Annotated in this window: 19 protein-coding genes; 9 read left to right on the top strand and 10 right to left on the bottom strand. The window is 36.4% G+C overall.

Going from position 1 to position 15,560, the window contains the following annotated elements:
* Positions 1–38 precede the first annotated feature (38 nt).
* From accB to pdxA, 7 genes are all read right to left on the bottom strand, one after another.
* The gene (gene accB / locus B3I52_RS02790) at positions 39–515 is read right to left on the bottom strand and encodes an acetyl-CoA carboxylase biotin carboxyl carrier protein (protein ID WP_293298432.1); all 477 of its coding nucleotides are present in this window, start codon (positions 513–515) and stop codon (positions 39–41) included.
* 144 nt (positions 516–659) lie between these two features.
* Positions 660–1,655: a beta-ketoacyl-ACP synthase III gene (locus B3I52_RS02785; protein ID WP_293298429.1), complete on the bottom strand. Its 996-nt coding sequence runs from the start codon at positions 1,653–1,655 to the stop codon at positions 660–662.
* A 13-nt stretch (positions 1,656–1,668) separates the two neighbouring features.
* Positions 1,669–2,610, bottom strand: coding sequence for a phosphate acyltransferase PlsX (gene plsX / locus B3I52_RS02780; RefSeq protein WP_293298426.1), 942 nt, complete (start codon positions 2,608–2,610; stop codon positions 1,669–1,671).
* A 94-nt stretch (positions 2,611–2,704) separates the two neighbouring features.
* A complete protein-coding gene (rpmF, locus tag B3I52_RS02775; RefSeq protein ID WP_293298423.1) occupies positions 2,705–2,896 on the bottom strand; it encodes a 50S ribosomal protein L32 in 192 nt (63 codons plus the stop codon).
* Positions 2,897–2,915: 19 nt separating this feature from the next.
* Positions 2,916–3,446, bottom strand: coding sequence for a YceD family protein (locus tag B3I52_RS02770; RefSeq protein WP_293298420.1), 531 nt, complete (start codon positions 3,444–3,446; stop codon positions 2,916–2,918).
* A gap of 271 nt (positions 3,447–3,717) precedes the next feature.
* On the bottom strand, positions 3,718–4,566 hold the full coding sequence (locus B3I52_RS02765) for a sulfurtransferase (protein WP_293298417.1): 849 nt from the start codon (positions 4,564–4,566) through the stop codon (positions 3,718–3,720).
* A 17-nt stretch (positions 4,567–4,583) separates the two neighbouring features.
* Entirely contained in the window at positions 4,584–5,663 is a 1,080-nt protein-coding gene (pdxA, locus tag B3I52_RS02760; protein ID WP_293298414.1) for a 4-hydroxythreonine-4-phosphate dehydrogenase PdxA, read from the bottom strand.
* A 159-nt stretch (positions 5,664–5,822) separates the two neighbouring features.
* Between pdxA and rsmA the strand changes: the two genes are divergently transcribed.
* Both rsmA and B3I52_RS02750 read left to right on the top strand, forming a co-directional pair.
* Positions 5,823–6,602, top strand: coding sequence for a 16S rRNA (adenine(1518)-N(6)/adenine(1519)-N(6))-dimethyltransferase RsmA (gene rsmA, locus B3I52_RS02755; RefSeq protein WP_293298411.1), 780 nt, complete (start codon positions 5,823–5,825; stop codon positions 6,600–6,602).
* Positions 6,599–7,528 (top strand): 2-hydroxyacid dehydrogenase, encoded by a 930-nt coding sequence (locus B3I52_RS02750; RefSeq protein WP_293298409.1) that lies wholly within the window; start codon positions 6,599–6,601, stop codon positions 7,526–7,528. Before rsmA ends, B3I52_RS02750 begins: the two co-directional genes overlap by 4 nt.
* Before the next feature lie 186 nt (positions 7,529–7,714).
* Here B3I52_RS02750 and B3I52_RS02745 read toward each other — a convergent pair whose 3' ends face one another.
* Complete coding sequence (locus tag B3I52_RS02745) at positions 7,715–8,074, bottom strand: helix-turn-helix domain-containing protein (protein ID WP_293298406.1); 360 nt, start codon at positions 8,072–8,074, stop codon at positions 7,715–7,717.
* Positions 8,075–8,179: 105 nt separating this feature from the next.
* Between B3I52_RS02745 and B3I52_RS02740 the strand changes: the two genes are divergently transcribed.
* The 5 genes from B3I52_RS02740 to B3I52_RS02720 all read left to right on the top strand — a co-directional run bounded on the left by B3I52_RS02740 (position 8,180) and on the right by B3I52_RS02720 (position 12,274).
* A complete protein-coding gene (locus tag B3I52_RS02740; protein ID WP_293298404.1) occupies positions 8,180–8,455 on the top strand; it encodes a hypothetical protein in 276 nt (91 codons plus the stop codon).
* Positions 8,456–8,499: 44 nt separating this feature from the next.
* The gene (locus B3I52_RS02735; protein WP_293298402.1) at positions 8,500–9,372 is read left to right on the top strand and encodes a CsgG/HfaB family protein; all 873 of its coding nucleotides are present in this window, start codon (positions 8,500–8,502) and stop codon (positions 9,370–9,372) included.
* 91 nt (positions 9,373–9,463) lie between these two features.
* Positions 9,464–10,327, top strand: coding sequence for a DUF6175 family protein (locus B3I52_RS02730; protein WP_293298399.1), 864 nt, complete (start codon positions 9,464–9,466; stop codon positions 10,325–10,327).
* Positions 10,328–10,329: 2 nt separating this feature from the next.
* A complete protein-coding gene (locus tag B3I52_RS02725; RefSeq protein WP_293298396.1) occupies positions 10,330–11,226 on the top strand; it encodes a hypothetical protein in 897 nt (298 codons plus the stop codon).
* 571 nt (positions 11,227–11,797) lie between these two features.
* Positions 11,798–12,274, top strand: coding sequence for an OsmC family protein (locus tag B3I52_RS02720; RefSeq protein ID WP_293298394.1), 477 nt, complete (start codon positions 11,798–11,800; stop codon positions 12,272–12,274).
* A gap of 28 nt (positions 12,275–12,302) precedes the next feature.
* Here the strand turns inward: B3I52_RS02720 and B3I52_RS02715 are convergent, their stop codons facing one another.
* Complete coding sequence (locus B3I52_RS02715) at positions 12,303–13,367, bottom strand: chloride channel protein (protein ID WP_293298392.1); 1,065 nt, start codon at positions 13,365–13,367, stop codon at positions 12,303–12,305.
* A 433-nt stretch (positions 13,368–13,800) separates the two neighbouring features.
* Here B3I52_RS02715 and greA point away from each other — a divergent pair, with 433 nt between their 5' ends.
* The gene (greA, locus tag B3I52_RS02710; protein ID WP_293298388.1) at positions 13,801–14,274 is read left to right on the top strand and encodes a transcription elongation factor GreA; all 474 of its coding nucleotides are present in this window, start codon (positions 13,801–13,803) and stop codon (positions 14,272–14,274) included.
* Positions 14,275–14,355: 81 nt separating this feature from the next.
* Positions 14,356–14,763, top strand: a complete 408-nt coding sequence (locus tag B3I52_RS02705; RefSeq protein ID WP_293298385.1) for an HIT family protein — start codon at positions 14,356–14,358, stop codon at positions 14,761–14,763.
* Positions 14,764–14,802: 39 nt separating this feature from the next.
* Here the strand turns inward: B3I52_RS02705 and B3I52_RS02700 are convergent, their stop codons facing one another.
* Positions 14,803–15,135, bottom strand: a complete 333-nt coding sequence (locus B3I52_RS02700; protein ID WP_293298382.1) for a nucleotide pyrophosphohydrolase — start codon at positions 15,133–15,135, stop codon at positions 14,803–14,805.
* Between the last annotated feature and the right edge of the window lie 425 nt (positions 15,136–15,560).

Raw genomic sequence — 15,560 nt, 5'->3', positions numbered from 1 at the left:
CCTTAATTAGCTAATTAGCTAATTGATTAATTTGCTAATTAAATAGGTTCAACTAAGAATAACGGTTGGTCGTACTCTACGGGCGAGGCATTGTCAACCAATATTTTAACAATACGGCCAGAAACTTCGCTTTCAATTTCGTTGAACAATTTCATTGCTTCGATGATACATACTACTTTGCCAGTGCCTATTTCATCGCCTACGTTTACGAACGAAGGTTTTTCAGGGCTTGCAGAGCGGTAGAACGTACCGATCATTGGAGATTTTATCGTAATGTATTTAGATGTGTCTTCTGTAGCTGGCGCCGCTGCTGCTGGTGCTGCTTGTACAGGTGCCGCAACTGGCGCTGCCGGAGCCGCTGCAACTGGAGCTACTGCAGGTACTGCCGCGTTTACATAAACTGGATTTTGGTTAGTTTTGATGGTAATTTTAAAGTTTTCTTGCTCTAAAGAAACTTCATTTACTCCCGACCGAGAAACAAATTTTATAAGTTCCTGAATTTGTTTAATATCCATTCTCTTTTTGTTATGTTAAATAATTGTTGTGTCTATTTAATTTGAGTTAACTAAGTTAAGGTTTTTATTAGTTTTTTTGTTGTTTGGTTTTTTTGTTGTTTAGCATAATATCATTTACTAACCAACTATCTAACAACCAAAAAACTAACTATTATAGGCCCATTTAAGGTAAACAGAACCCCAAGTAAAGCCTCCTCCAAAAGCAGCAATAATAATATTGTCGCCTTTTTTAAGGTCTTTTTCCCACTCCCATAAGCAAAGAGGGATAGTGCCATTAGTAGTATTTCCGTAACGCTCAATGTTTACCATTACTTTCTCTGCGCTTACGCCCATTCTGGCAGCGGTAGCATCTATAATACGTTTGTTAGCTTGGTGAGGTACTAGCCAAGCCACGTCATCAGAAGAAAGATGGTTTCTCTCCATAATTTCTGCAGCTACATCTGCCATGTTGGTTACAGCAAATTTGAATACGGTTTGTCCTTCTTGGTAGGCAAAATGCTCTTTGGCATCAATGGTTTCGTGAGTAGCAGGTTTTACAGAACCGCCCGCTTTCATTCCCAAATATTTGCCGCCAGCGCCATCACTTCTTAAAATCGAATCTTGTACACCTAATCCCTCTTCGTTTGGTTCTAATAATGCGCAACCACAGCCATCGCCAAAAATGATGCAGGTAGCACGGTCTTCGTAATTAATAATTGAAGACATTTTATCGCCGCCAACTACCAATACTTTTTTATGCTTGCCCGATTCTATGAACTGAGCACCCGTAGTTAGCCCAAAAACGAAACCAGAGCAGGCAGCTTGTAAATCGTATCCCCAAGCGTTTACGGCCCCAATTTTATCAGCAAGTACGTTTGCGGTAGCCGGAAAAGTAAAATCTGGGGTGGTGGTACAAAAAATAATGAGGTCAATCTCTTTAGCATCGATCCCTCTTTTTTTCAATAGGCCATTTACGGCAGGCACGGCCATATCCGAAGTCCCCAAGCCTTCGCCCTTTAATATTCTTCGCTCTTTTATACCCGTTCTGGTGGTAATCCATTCGTCGTTAGTTTCAACGATTGTTTCCAGCTCCTGGTTGGTTAAAACGTAATCAGGAACATAACCATTAACTGCGGTAATAGCAGCGTGAATTTTACTCATTTTTTTATTTTTATTATTGTCGGAATGCGGCTTGTATTTTTCCTACCAATCCGGTATTAATCATGTCCCTAGATTGGAAGATCATATTCTTCACGGCTTCGGGGCTCGATATGCCATGGCCTATTAAAACTGGCGCATTTACCCCTAATACAGGGCTGCCACCATAGTTTTCATAATTGAAACGGTCAAAAAACTCATCTTTCAATCCTTTTTTAATGGTCAATACATAGAACGATTCTGCCAATTTCAGCATAATATTTCCAGTAGAACCATCGCAAACAATTACATCAGCTTTGTCGTTAAACAAATCTCTTCCTTCTACGTTGCCCACAAAATTAAAAGATGCTTTTTCTTTCATCAAACGATGACTAGCTAAGGTAAGCATATTGCCTTTTTCATCTTCTTCGCCAATGTTCATTAGCGCCACTTTTGGGTTTTCTATTTGCATGATGTGTTCTGCATACAAACTGCCCAAAACGCCAAACTCTAACAAGTTGTCTGGCTTGCAATCTGCATTGGCACCCACATCTAAAAGTAAGCCAACGCCGCCCTTTAATTTAGGTACAATAGTACATAAACAAGGCCTAGAGATACCCGCAATTGGTTTTACGCTAAAAACAGCACCCACTAACATTGCACCAGAATTGCCAGCGCTTGCAAACGAATCTATTTTGCCTTCCTTTAATAATTGGAAGCCAACAGAAATACTAGAATTGGGTTTTTGAAGAATTGCCTTTGTAGCATGTTCGCCCATACCAATAACTTCTTCGGTATGCACGTATTCGAAGTGATCCGGGTTGAATCCTTGCTCAGAAAGTAGAAGTTTAATCTGCTGTGTATCGCCAATTAGCACTAAATGCTCGTTGGCAGAAAGAGACTGATGGGCAGCTATTGCCCCCAAAACATTAGCTTTGGGAGCATAGTCTCCACCCATAATATCGAGACCTATTTTCATAGTAAAAATCTTTTGTGATAAAGCCAAAGGCTTTCATTTCTATTAGGCTAAGTTAATCTTAAACTAACGGAAAACACAAAAATTTTTCAGAAAATTAACCTATCGAAGTGTTTTCTATTACTAATTTACCGTTGTAGTAAAGGTTACCATCAACGTTGTAAGCTGTGTGTGGTTGGTGTACCGCACCAGTAGTTTGGCAAGTAGTTAATGAAGGTGCTACAGCTTTGTAGTGCGTTCTTCTTTTATCTCTTCTTTGTTTAGAAACCTTGCGTTTTGGATGTGCCATTGCTTGATTTTTTTAATTACTATTTTAATTTTTTTAATGCTTCCCAGCGTGGGTCGTCATGTTGTTCTTCTTGTTCTTCATTTCCGGCGGCAAGCTTGTCTAAAGTGCTTAGCATTTGCTCGTCGCAGGTTTGTCCAGCTTGCTCACATTTGTTAATGAAAGGTACGGCTACGGTAATGAATTCGTAAATCAATTCAGCAACGTCTATAGCTGTCTCTTTTCTTGGTAAAATGATGATTTCTAAATCTTCGATTTCATCTTCTTCTACCGCTTCAGCAAATTTTACAATCTGTCTTTCGTTTAGTTCAATTGGTTGGTCAAAATCAGACAAACAGGTGTCGCAAGTTAATCTTAGTGTTCCCTCAACATGGAAGCCTAAAATTAACATGGTTTCTTGTTTATCCAGTTCAACTTTTGCTTTAAGCGCTCCATCTTTAACTAAAGAATGCTCAAAGGCATCAAAAAAGCTTTTATCAATTTCAAAATCGAAATAGTGCTTTCCCAATTTTAAACCTGTAAACGGGATAGAAAATTGTTTTAATGCTTTCAATTGTAACTAAATTTTAGCCTGCAAAGGTATGTATTATTTTTTGAAATTAAAATGTTTTTAGAAAAATGAATAGATGAAAATTTACTGTTAAAAATTACCCTAATGATGATTTGAAAAACAATGCCTGCATATCTTGGCAAAAGCAGTCCTTCTTTCCGCTTTACTGCGCTCGTTGCACTTCGCTATGTGTTCGCTTCAATAAGGTTTATTTTACAAAGCAAGAGTTTTATCGGTGAAAATTTAAAACACTAGATGTAAACAAACCAAAATGCTATTTAGCCAAAATCATTTCATTTTCACTTCTCGACCATTCGCTCCAAGAGCCTACATATAAATTTGGGACAGCTAAGCCTGCGTAGGCAAAAGCTAATAGGGTATGGCAAGCAGTTACTCCAGACCCGCAGTGAACGATAATGTCTCCTGATGCCTTGTCCTTAAAAACTTCGCTGTATTTCTCCTGCAGAAAAGATGGTTCTTTAAAAAAACCAAGTTCATCTAAGTTTTCGGTAAGCGGTATGTTAATGGCATTAGGAATGTGGCCAGCAATCAGATCTAAAGGTTCAATCAAGCCATCGTATCTATTTTTTGCTCTAACATCTACAATGGTTTTGCTTTTCGTTTTGCTGGCTTTTTCAACCTCATCAATAAAGACTAGAGGTAACTTCCAATCAGATATTGAATTGTCCATAGGTACGGCAGTAGGGATATTTATAGGAGCATTACTCGGAAAACCAATATTTAAAGCTGCTTTAAAACCGCCGTTTAGCACTTGTATGTTTTCATAACCGACAGCGGTAAGCATCCACCAAAATCTAGCAGCTGCATTTGCTGCATTTTTATCATCGTAAATAATTACGTGGGTTTTTGGGGTAATGCCTAATTCGCTGATGGTTTGCGCAAAAACTCTAGGCAAAGGAAGCGGATGACGTCCCCCATTTTTAGTGTCTTTCTGTATTGCAGATAAATCAGTTTTTAAATCTACAAAGTAAGCGCCATCTAAGTGGTTAGCTAAATAACGTTCTTTACCTCCTCCATCAGCATCTATAAGTATAAATTTCTTTTTCTGAACCTTTAATTCGAGTAACTCTTTTGGTTGTATAACTGCAGAAATTTTACTCATAAATTGTTGTTTAAAATTTAATTCGCATCATCCTTAATATCGCCAGCGGTTTCCACAATCTTTCCGCCAGTTCTTAATTGGTTGCGTAATAAGCTTTCTTGTTCTCGCTTGTTGTTAACAATATGTATCGCCGCAAAAAGCGCCTCCATAAAAGAAGTTGGGTCTGCTTGGTTTTTACCTGCAATGCCGTAACCCGTTCCGTGGTCTGGCGAAGTGCGCACAAATTTCAAGCCTGCAGTATAGTTAACCCCAGTTTCAAAGGCAATGGTTTTAAAAGGAATTAAGCCTTGGTCGTGGTACATGGCCAAAACCGCGTCGAACTGTTTGTAAGTGCCATTACCAAAAAAGCCATCGGCAGGGTATGGGCCAAAGCAAATGATGCCTTTATCGAAAGCTTCTTGAATAGCCGGAGCAATAACAGTTGCTTCTTCGTCGCCTAACAAACCATTATCGCTAGCGTGAGGGTTTAAGCCCAAAACTGCAATTTTTGGTTTCTCAATCCAGAAATCCTTTTTTAAGCTTTCGTTAATCAACTGTAGTTTTTTAACAATTTTCTCTTTGGTGATACTTTTAGCTACTTCGGTTACCGGAATATGTCCCGTTACCACGCCCACACGTAAAAGATCGCTTATTAGGAACATCAACACATCGTTACTGCCACTTCTTTCTTGTAGGTATTCGGTATGTCCAGGAAATTTAAAATCTTCCGATTGGATATTGTTTTTGTTGATAGGAGCGGTTACCAAAGCATCAATGGCACCACGCACTAAGTCGTCGGTAGCTTTTTGCAACGAAATGAACGCGTATTTGCCGCCAATTTCGTTAGCCTCTCCCAATTCAATTTTCACATCTTCTTCCCAACAGTTAATCATGTTGGCTTTGTGCGCAACGGCTGCTTCTGCATTAGGGATTACGTTGAACATAAAATCGCTAAGGTGTAGTGCCTTGCGATGAAAAGACGCAACTTTAGTATGCCCGTAAACAATTGGCGTACAATAATCTAAAATCTTGCTTTCGGCAAGTGTTTTTAAAATAACTTCTAAACCAATACCGTTAACGTCGCCTATACTAATGCCTATCTTAACTTTGTTGCTCATGTCCGTATTCAAATTTAGCGCAAAATAAACAATAGATATGAGATGTAGGATATGAGATTTGAGATTTGCACTATATCATCGGACTTCCCTCCCGAGCTCGGACTAATTTTGTAACTTTGAACTTCAAATTTTAAAGCCCCTTTAGGGGTTGGGGGTTATATGAGTTTAGTTAAAGCAAAAAAGCACTTAGGGCAACATTTTCTAACGGATAAAAACATTGCACAACGCATTGTGGATGGTCTGATCCATACCGATAAATACCACCAAGTGTTAGAGGTTGGTCCGGGTATGGGCATCCTGTCCGACATTTTGTTGCAACGAGAAGATTTGCAAACTTTTCTCATCGATATTGACATCGAGTCGTTCAATTTTTTGAGAGAAAAATATCCCCAACTGGGCGATAGGTTAATTAATGGCGATTTTTTAAAACTAAACTTTAAAGATATTTTTCCCGGTAAGTTTGCGGTGATTGGTAATTTTCCTTACAATATTTCCTCGCAGATTTTATTTAAGATTTTAGAAAACCGCCAAAATGTGGTTGAAATGGTAGGGATGTTTCAGAAAGAAGTGGCCGAACGTTGTGCTTCGAAACCGGGAAGCAAAGAGTACGGTATTTTAAGTGTTTTTATTCAGGCTTACTATGAGATCGAATACTTATTTACCGTAAAGCCGGGAACTTTTAATCCGCCACCAAAGGTGAATTCTGGTGTAATTCGATTAACTAGAAATAATGTGGAGGAGTTAGCTTGTGACGAAAAGCTGTTCTGGAGAGTGGTAAAAGCAGGCTTTAATCAACGTAGAAAAACTTTACGAAATGCCTTATCTGCGGTAGTGCCAAAAGATAGGCTAGGCGAACATCCATTTTATGAAAAAAGAGCGGAAACCTTAAGTGTAGCCGATTTTGTTGAATTGACCAATTTTGTAGCAACTAAAGCATGAGCAAAAAAATATTAATAGTAGATGATTTACATCCAGTTTTTAAAGAAAGTGCAGAGGCTTTAGGTTATCAGGTTGATAATAGACCAGCAATTACCAGAGCCGAAACGTTGGCAGTGGTTAAGGATTATGAGGGCATTGCGGTACGTACCAAGTTTAGGATAGATAAAGAATTGTTTGATGTAGCGCCGAACCTAAAATTTGTAGCGAGAGCTGGTGCCGGGTTGGATAATATTGATATCGACATTGCGAAAGCAAAAGGAATTACACTTTTAGCCGCTAACGAAGGCAACATGGATGCCGTTGGTGAGCATGCTATTGGTCTTTTGCTATCGTTAATGAACAATTTTCGTAAGGCGGATATAGAAATTAGAAACGGTGTTTGGGATAGGGAAGGCAATCGTGGCTACGAATTAAAGGGCAAAACCATAGGCATCATTGGTTACGGTTTTATGGGGCAAAGTTTTGCCCGTAAACTTTCGGGTTTTGGGGTTAACGTAATTGCTTACGATAAATACAAAACTGGCTTTAGTGATGAATTTGCCAAAGAAGTGAGCATGGAAGAAATAGTGAAACATAGCGATGTATTGAGCTTACACATTCCATTAACTAAAGAAACCAAACAAATGGTTAACGATGAATATTTCTTCCATTTTAAAAAGCCTATTTTCTTTATTAATACAGCCCGTGGCGAAATTGTAAACACCCAAGCAGTGTTGAATAATATTGCCAATGGCAAAATTTTAGGAGCAGGTTTAGATGTTTTGGAGAAGGAAAAATTTCCAATGTTGGCTGAACAAGAATGGTATGATGAACTTAAAGTTAACGAGAAAGTAATTTTAACACCGCACATTGCTGGCTGGACTTTCGATTCGTACCGTAAAATTTCTGAAGTTTTGGCAAAGAAGTTAGTGGAAATAACGTTGTGAAAAAACAATAAGCTTCTACAGATTTCTTGCGGTTTGTTCTAAAGCGGTTAAACCAGAAAAGGAGCTTTGACAACTTTTTTTTGCGTCTTGTTATTAAAGTTGTCAAAGCTTATTGTGTTTTGGTTATTAAAGATATAAAAGCCCCAACCATGGTCCGTGGCTCACAGACCACGGGTACGAAAATAGCTAATGGTTTTTGGTCAATTTATCCTGCAAATCTTTTATCCGTTCTTCTAACAGCTTTATTTTGTCTTCGTACAATTGCTTAATTTCGGGGCTTATTTGGTATTGATGTACAATGCCGTTATTGGAGTTTTGGGCATTGTTAATGTTGAATACATATCTTTCATCGAAACCTAAAATAGATTCTTTATCCGTATCCAATATTTCCGCAATTTTTAATAAGCGGTCTTCACTGAGGCTAATGTCTTCGCTTTCTATACGTGCATAATTGCTTTGGCTTATGCCCAACCGTTCGGCCATATACCCTTGGGTAAAATTTCTTAACTCTCTGAATTTCTTGATTTTTCTACCTGCCGTCTGCATAATTATAATAAATTATGCGCAAATATACATAAAGATTGCAAGCAGAAAAATAATATTTTAATAGAATATAGAAATCTTTGAAAGCATTAAACAGGATTATACATAGTGGCAGAAATCATAAGAAACAGGGTTATTAGACCATCATCTCGGCAAGAACAATCAAAGAACTATAAAATAGATACAACAAAAGTATGTGCTGATGATATATTGATAGTTAATATAACGCATGAAAGTAAGCCTTTTGCCAGAACATACAAGTTTAAGGGGGACGGCATTGTTCATGAAAATATTATTCATTTCATAGTTACTAATCCTAATACCTCAATAAATATTAGCTGGAGTGGGGCCGAACCTGTTGAGATAATAGAAGATAAGTGGTAATAATTGAAACATTTAAACCAAATAAAAATTTTTAGACAAAAACAATGAGAAGACTCTACTTAGCAACAATTTTAACATTTTTATCATTTGCAATATTTGCTCAAACAAAAACAATTGTTGGAATAATGCCTTTTAATACTTCTTCGGGCAATAATGATAGGCTTTATAACGTCTATTACAATCAAAATAATGAAAAAAATATTGTCGCTATCCAAGATGCAGTTTCAGACGCTTTTTTAAATGCAAAAAGATTTACCCTTGTTGAAAGAGAGAAAATGAACCTTATAACGGGCGAGAAAAAAAATCAACAAGGAGAAGACTATATAGACGGGCAAACTGTTGAGCAATCAAAATCACTGGGAGCAAGTTACATTGTTACGGGAAATGTTACAGAAGCTTCATTTGAAGAACAAAATAATTCGATTGGATATGGTGGTTTATCTATTTCAAGTAGAAAAGCAAAGATTTCATTTAACATTAAAGTGATAGATGTTTCAACAGGAGAAATTATGGCATCTGAAAAATTTTCTTCCGAAGCAAAAGGGAAAAATGGGTTTGATAATGCTTTAAATATCATTAAACCAAATATTGAAAAATTTATTAAAGATAACTTTAAAATTACTGTTTCAATTGCTAGTGTTGAAGAGAAAAATGCTACAAACGAAGCTACAAAAGTTTTAATTTCGGGTGGAACTGGGATTGGACTAAAACCACAAATGACTTTAAAGGTGTTTGAGGTGGCAATATTAACAGTTGACGGTAGAAAAATACCTAGAAAAAAGGAAGTCGGTCAAATTGTAGTTGAAAAAGTAGAAGACGAAAATTTTTCAATTTGCAAAGTAACTTCTGGTGGAGCATTAATTGCATCAAAATTAGAAGGTGGCACAAATTTGAAATGTGAAATAATTGCTGAATAAATTTATGAAACCATCATGATTTTTCAAAACTCACAGAGGAATGAATAAAGTCATGATAGCTTCATCACCATTGAAAACAAATTTTATACGGATGAAAAAAATAATCTTCCTTTTTATTGTTGTTTTATCTTCGTCATTAACTTATGCACAATTACCTATTCTATTGCCAAAAATAATGGTAATCCCTTTCACAAAAGATGGGGAAGATTTAAGGACAATTTTAGATAAAGACATTAACAGCAGAATTGCAATTACTAAAATTAAAGAAGGTTTTGATAGTCGTGGCTATACCACAGTAGATTTTGTTGGCAAACTAAAGACCGCAAAAGACAATCAGATATTCACATCAGATAATCAAAGTGATATTAAATCTAAAATAATAGAAATGGCTGGATGTGACATTTATGTAGTTGCAGAAGTCGATACAAAAAAAGATAATACTGGCTCAAGTGCCAGCGTTATTATTTCTTCTTACGAAACTTCTACGGGAAATTCCCTATCAAATAAGGTTGGTAATTCTGGTAAATTTGAAACTGATGACATAGGTAGGCTTGTTTCAAAGGCGGTTGATAAATCTATGGAAGAATTTATTGCCATGATGAATTTAAAATTTGCAGAGATAAATAAAAACGGGCGTTCGGTTTTAGTCGACATTTCATTTTCTGAAAATTCATCTTATAATATGACAAGCCCTTTTGGGAACGATAAATTAGCTTTATCCGATGTGCTTGAAGAATGGTTTTCAACCAATTCTTTTAATAACAACTATCATATACAAGGAACAACCAATTTTAAAATGATTTTTGATGATGTGAAAATTCCAATAAAAGATAAAAACCAAAATAATTATACTACAAACAGATTTGCTCTTGATTTTTTTAAGTATTTAAAAACGCTTGGCTTAGATCCCAGCAAAGAAATTAAAGGAAATACAATTTATATAACAATCAATTAGTTATGGGGCAATTATTCTTAATGCTTATGTTGTTTTTGCCAAGTTTTTGTTTTTCACAAAATACAGATTTCACACTTGGTATAATTCTTCCCGAGCCAAGTCAAAAAATAAATGAAGCACAGATAACGAAGTTAGAAAGCAAATTATCTAATTTAATTAACAACTCTGGAGTTGTAACTTATGGCTATAATAATGACTTTATAATTTTTCCAATTGTAAATATTGATGATGTGAGTATTGTACAAGGTGGATTAGAGAATATCACAGTTACAACAATTGACTTGACATTAAACATCAAACAAATCTCATCAAATAAGTCCTTTAATATAATTTCAAGAAAAATTAAGGGGAGTGGAAAAACAGAACAGCTTGCAATTACGAATGCTTTCTCATTAATAAACACTGCCGATAAAGATTTAATTGAGTTCCTCAAAATCGGAAAAGGCAACATTTATAAATATTTTGATGAAAACTGTTCAAAAATAATGAGTAAAGCCTCAAATTCTTATGCGAGACAAGATTTTGAACAAGCGATAAGTTTATTGCAATCAATTCCAGAAACTGGAAATAATTGTTTTTCAGAAGCTCAAAAAAATACTTTGGTTTATTATAAGGGCTATCAATCAAAACTTTGTAAAGAAAATATAACAAAGGCAAAATCAGAAATTGCCGTTAAAAACTACGAGACTGCATTATCCTACTTAAATATGATTGATGGTAGTTCTAGCTGTTATTCAGAAGTTGAAAAATTAATCAATCAAATTTCTGATAAGGTAGAAAAAAATGATAAAAAAGAACTTGATTTAGAAATCAGAAGAATAAACGCAATCAAAGAAATTGCAAAAGCCTATTATTCAAATTCTGTAAGAACTGTAAAATACAATGTAATTGTAAGATAAAATCTTTATGCTAACAAGCCTATATAAGATTATAGTGCCTTTAAATTCATCTATGGCTGTAATGATGTTTAAAATTTCGGGTGTTATGCGGAGTGAGTTGACTTGTATTGTCCAAATATACACCCAAAAATACCCGTAAAAACCAAATATATACCCCAAAATACCTATAAACAGTGTGTTAGTAATAAATGTAGTTGTTAAATTCTACACAGAATATTAGAATAACCCCATGAAAAACCATAAGCTTTGACAAATTTCTTTACAGCTTATGGTTAAGACTTTGTTTGTGCGTGCGTTATTTGCTTGAGTAAAGCTATTAAATGCTATTGGGGTTACTTGTACAGGAGCTTTGACAACTTTTTCTTTGCGGCTTGTTATTAAAGTTGTCAAAGCTTATAGTTGGTTATTAAGGAGATAAAAGTCTTATCTATAAAATTTTGGGTGCTTTGGTTGTTGAATTGGTTGAAATCAACAGATAATTTTCTAAATTGCTGCTATAAACAAAATAATTTAAGGTCTGATAGGGGCATGGATCATATCCAATCTCATATCTCAATACTCGTATCTAATTATGGCTAAGCAACATATTTACGAAACCAACTTGGTTTGGATGGGCAACAAAGGTTCGGGAACCATGGACTACCGCTCCTATGATAGAGATTTCACGGTAGAAATAGACGGAAAAGAAGCACTTTCGGGTTCTTCAGATTCTATTTTCTTGGGCGATAAATCTAAATATAATCCAGAAGATTTATTGTTGACTTCGGTGTCTTCGTGCCACATGTTATGGTATTTGCACCTGTGTTCTAAAAACGGCATTGTGGTGATAGAATACAGAGACCGGGCCAAAGGTACCATGACCGAAAATGCCGATGGTAGTGGTAAGTTTACAGAGGTCCTTTTACGTCCAGAAGTGGTAATTTCTAAACCAGAGGATATTTCTTGGGCAAATTCGTTACATGCAGAGGCCAATAGGATGTGCTTTATTGCCAGTTCGTTAAATTTTCCGGTGAAGCACAAGGCTGTTTGTACCGCTATTGGAGGCTAACCCTTTTTTAAAAGCAGTTAAAATTTAATTAACTTTTTTGATGTTGTGCCGATAGGTAAAGATCATAGCTATAAACGTTGTAAGGCAGCAACAATTTAGCAAACAACTTTGCAATAATGCAGGCTAATAATATAGGGAAAAATAGCTGAAAACCATTGGGTAGTAAGCTGCATACCAATACTAAAGAAGTAAACGGACCGTAAATGGAAGCCGATAGAGTAGCTGCTGCACCAACCAATGCAAAGTTAAGCACAAGCAGGTGAGTGCCAAAATATCGGTTACAACATATCGCAAACATTAATCCTAAAAATGCCCCGGCTACAATGCTCGGAGCAAACACACCTCCATCGCCTCCAGCTCCTAAGGTAAGCGATGCCGCCAAAGGTTTTAAAACAGCGAGAATTAAAAGTGTAAGAATGGCAATGCTTGGAATGGTGGTCGCGTCATGTAAAATCTCTTTAAGGCCATGGTAACTATCGCCATATAGGCTCGGGAAAAAATAAATCATGATGCCTACCGTTACAGCGCCAATATTTACCCTAAGAAAATTATTGGGTATTTTTGAAAATAACAGCTTCATACGGGTAACCAATAAAGTAAAATAAACTGAAAGGCCCCCGCTTAAAATGCTTAAAACCACAAAAAATGGAAGAGCATACCAACTCCAGCTATCAATACGATAATCTAATAAGGTTTTATTATCGAAAAAATAAATGAATGCCCAAGCTACCATGGCAGCCACCGTACAGCTTATAAATAACGATTTTCGTAGCTTTTTGGCAATTACCTCAATGGCAAAAAGCCATCCCGCCAAGGGGCTGGCAAATAATACGGCAACTCCTGCGGCAACGCCGGCACATACCAATTCTCGCTTGTATATTCGGGCCGAAAACTCTTTTTCGTAAACCATATTGCCTGTAGCTGCGGTAGCTACACCGGTTGACACTTCTACACCTGTTGAACCTCCAAAAATTACGGTGAGAAAACCATTGAGGTAATGGGATGGAATTTTAAACCAAGGTAAGTGTTCTTTTCTTTCGTCAAGCGTTTTATAAATTTCGGTAATTCCCTTGTTTTTTCTGCCACGAAACAAAACTTGCGTAAAAAGTATATGGCTGTAATGCCAATAGAAGGTAATACGATAAACAATAAAGGGCTGTAGCTATTTGTTAGTGCAAAAATTCGATGTTCGAAAAACTCGGTAAGGTGCTTTAGGCTAAATGCTAGTAAAGTGCTCAAAAAGCCAACAAAGGCCGATGTGATGATGAGTTTAAAATAGTTATGCCCGATGATTTTTTTTCGTTCCAAAGTGTAGTAAAATGATTAACGGTAGGGAAAGCAAAGTTAAGGCTTGCAGGAATGTAATAAAAGCGCTTTTTTAAAATTGGTGTAATAAAAGCATTTTTATTTGCTTTTGTAATTTAAGGCTTATATCTTCGTTTATAACACAAAGCAAGACTATGTAGGTTTAACAACCCATGTAGTCTTGTTTGTTTTTTATAGGATTAAAGAAAAGAAATAGCGCTATGGCAGAGATTACCTATTACAGTAAAGAAGGATTAGAAAAATTAAAAGAAGAATTACATCAGTTAAAAACCGAAGGCAGAGCTTCGATCGCAAAAGCAATTGCAGAAGCTCGCGATAAAGGCGATTTATCGGAAAATGCAGAATATGATGCAGCCAAGGAAGCGCAAGGTTTGCACGAAGCAAAAATTGCAAAATTAGAAACTACGTTAGCAAACTCGAGGCTGTTAGACGAGTCGAAATTAGACCTGTCTAAAGTATTGGCACTTTCTATTGTTAAAATTAAAAATGTAAAGAACGGTGCCACAATGACTTATCAATTGGTAGCAGAGAGCGAAGCTGATTTAAAATCGGGAAAAATATCTGTAAAATCTCCCATTGCCCAAGGTTTATTAGGCAAGTCGGTAGGCGATAAAACCGAAATACAAGTGCCGGTAGGCAAAATTGAATTTGAAATTCTGGAAATATCTAGATAACTACGTTGTACGTAATAAGTAATGCGTTTTACGTTTTGGCTGTGCCTACGTATAACGTATTACTTAAAACTTAATACTTTTATGGCAAGCATTTTCTCTAAAATAGTGGCAGGCGATATTCCGGCGCATAAAGTAGCCGAAACGGACGACTTTTTAGCATTTTTGGATATTAGCCCCTTAGCTTATGGACATACCTTAGTAATCCCTAAAAAAGAGGTTGACTATATTTTTGATATAGAAGATGAGCTGTACCAAGGGTTAATGCTATTTGCCAAAAAAGTAGCTGCGGGCATTAAAAAAGCTTATCCCTGCGATAGGGTAGGTGTAGCTGTAATTGGTTTAGAAGTGCCGCATGCGCATGTGCACCTTGTTCCAATTAATACCATGAACGACATGAACTTTGCTAACCCTAAATTGAAATTAAGCCAAGAACAATTGGCAGAAGTTGCAGCGAAGATCAGGAGGGCAGTAACACCAAACCAATCCTAAATCCCCTAAAGGGGACTTGTATAGCGCCCCCTTTGGGGGTTAGGGGGTATTCAGCTTCTCATTATTTTTGTGTCTTTCTGCATCGCGGATAGATTTTTTTTCCAAGTTTTTTACTAACGCTTCGTCTAAATTGATGCCTGTTTGGTTAGCTAAGCACATGAGCACAAAAAGTACGTCGGCCATTTCGTCGGCTAGGTTTACCTCTTCATCACTTTTCTTGAAAGATTGTTCGCCGTACTTGCGGGCCATAATACGGGCAACTTCACCCACTTCCTCCATTAAAATTGCAGTGTTGGTCAATTCGTTAAAATAGCGTATGCCTGTGGTATTAATCCAACGGTCTATCGTTTCTTGTGCTTCGGTAATGGTCATATATTGTTCTTTTTATCGATAATCCTAAGGTATAGAAAATTTGATCTATGCAGACAAGTTTCCTGTAAATTATCTTCTACTCCAAGCATCAAGAAATTTATACAGCTTTGCCTATATCGCCCCTTTAAATTTATTGATAAGTCATTGTTTTTTAAAAGGGAATAATAGGGAGATAACAGGGATGAAACAGGGGTGTCATAGGATTAAATCCCTGTAAAGTTCGGGTTAAACCTCTATAAAAATGGTGTAAATATTATAGATGAGCTTATAATGATTTATGGGAGGAGTAAAGCGCTAAAGAGTTGCATATCGATAAGTTGCAGTTAATAGTTTGGCGGTGAAAACCATTAAGTATAGATGGAAACACTAAGATCTATGATCATACACATTGATTTGATTTAAAAACTGTTTAAATTTCAATAAGA

The sequence above is a fragment of the Pedobacter sp. UBA4863 genome (assembly GCF_002399615.1).
GTDB lineage: Bacteria > Bacteroidota > Bacteroidia > Sphingobacteriales > Sphingobacteriaceae > Pedobacter.
The sequence above is the reverse complement of the archived record's forward strand: the minus strand, read 5'-3'. Positions and strand labels throughout refer to the sequence as shown.

What these genes read in the sequence shown, in the direction of transcription:
- accB (WP_293298432.1), bottom strand. Translation starts at nt 515, where the DNA reads ATGGATATTAAACAAATTCAGGAACTTATAAAATTTGTTTCTCGGTCG.
- B3I52_RS02785 (WP_293298429.1), bottom strand. Translation starts at nt 1,655, where the DNA reads ATGAGTAAAATTCACGCTGCTATTACCGCAGTTAATGGTTATGTTCCT.
- plsX (WP_293298426.1), bottom strand. Translation starts at nt 2,610, where the DNA reads ATGAAAATAGGTCTCGATATTATGGGTGGAGACTATGCTCCCAAAGCT.
- rpmF (WP_293298423.1), bottom strand. Translation starts at nt 2,896, where the DNA reads ATGGCACATCCAAAACGCAAGGTTTCTAAACAAAGAAGAGATAAAAGA.
- B3I52_RS02765 (WP_293298417.1), bottom strand. Translation starts at nt 4,566, where the DNA reads ATGAGTAAAATTTCTGCAGTTATACAACCAAAAGAGTTACTCGAATTA.
- pdxA (WP_293298414.1), bottom strand. Translation starts at nt 5,663, where the DNA reads ATGAGCAACAAAGTTAAGATAGGCATTAGTATAGGCGACGTTAACGGT.
- rsmA (WP_293298411.1), top strand. Translation starts at nt 5,823, where the DNA reads ATGAGTTTAGTTAAAGCAAAAAAGCACTTAGGGCAACATTTTCTAACG.
- B3I52_RS02750 (WP_293298409.1), top strand. Translation starts at nt 6,599, where the DNA reads ATGAGCAAAAAAATATTAATAGTAGATGATTTACATCCAGTTTTTAAA.
- B3I52_RS02745 (WP_293298406.1), bottom strand. Translation starts at nt 8,074, where the DNA reads ATGCAGACGGCAGGTAGAAAAATCAAGAAATTCAGAGAGTTAAGAAAT.
- B3I52_RS02735 (WP_293298402.1), top strand. Translation starts at nt 8,500, where the DNA reads ATGAGAAGACTCTACTTAGCAACAATTTTAACATTTTTATCATTTGCA.
- B3I52_RS02730 (WP_293298399.1), top strand. Translation starts at nt 9,464, where the DNA reads ATGAAAAAAATAATCTTCCTTTTTATTGTTGTTTTATCTTCGTCATTA.
- B3I52_RS02725 (WP_293298396.1), top strand. Translation starts at nt 10,330, where the DNA reads ATGGGGCAATTATTCTTAATGCTTATGTTGTTTTTGCCAAGTTTTTGT.
- B3I52_RS02720 (WP_293298394.1), top strand. Translation starts at nt 11,798, where the DNA reads ATGGCTAAGCAACATATTTACGAAACCAACTTGGTTTGGATGGGCAAC.
- greA (WP_293298388.1), top strand. Translation starts at nt 13,801, where the DNA reads ATGGCAGAGATTACCTATTACAGTAAAGAAGGATTAGAAAAATTAAAA.
- B3I52_RS02705 (WP_293298385.1), top strand. Translation starts at nt 14,356, where the DNA reads ATGGCAAGCATTTTCTCTAAAATAGTGGCAGGCGATATTCCGGCGCAT.
- B3I52_RS02700 (WP_293298382.1), bottom strand. Translation starts at nt 15,135, where the DNA reads ATGACCATTACCGAAGCACAAGAAACGATAGACCGTTGGATTAATACC.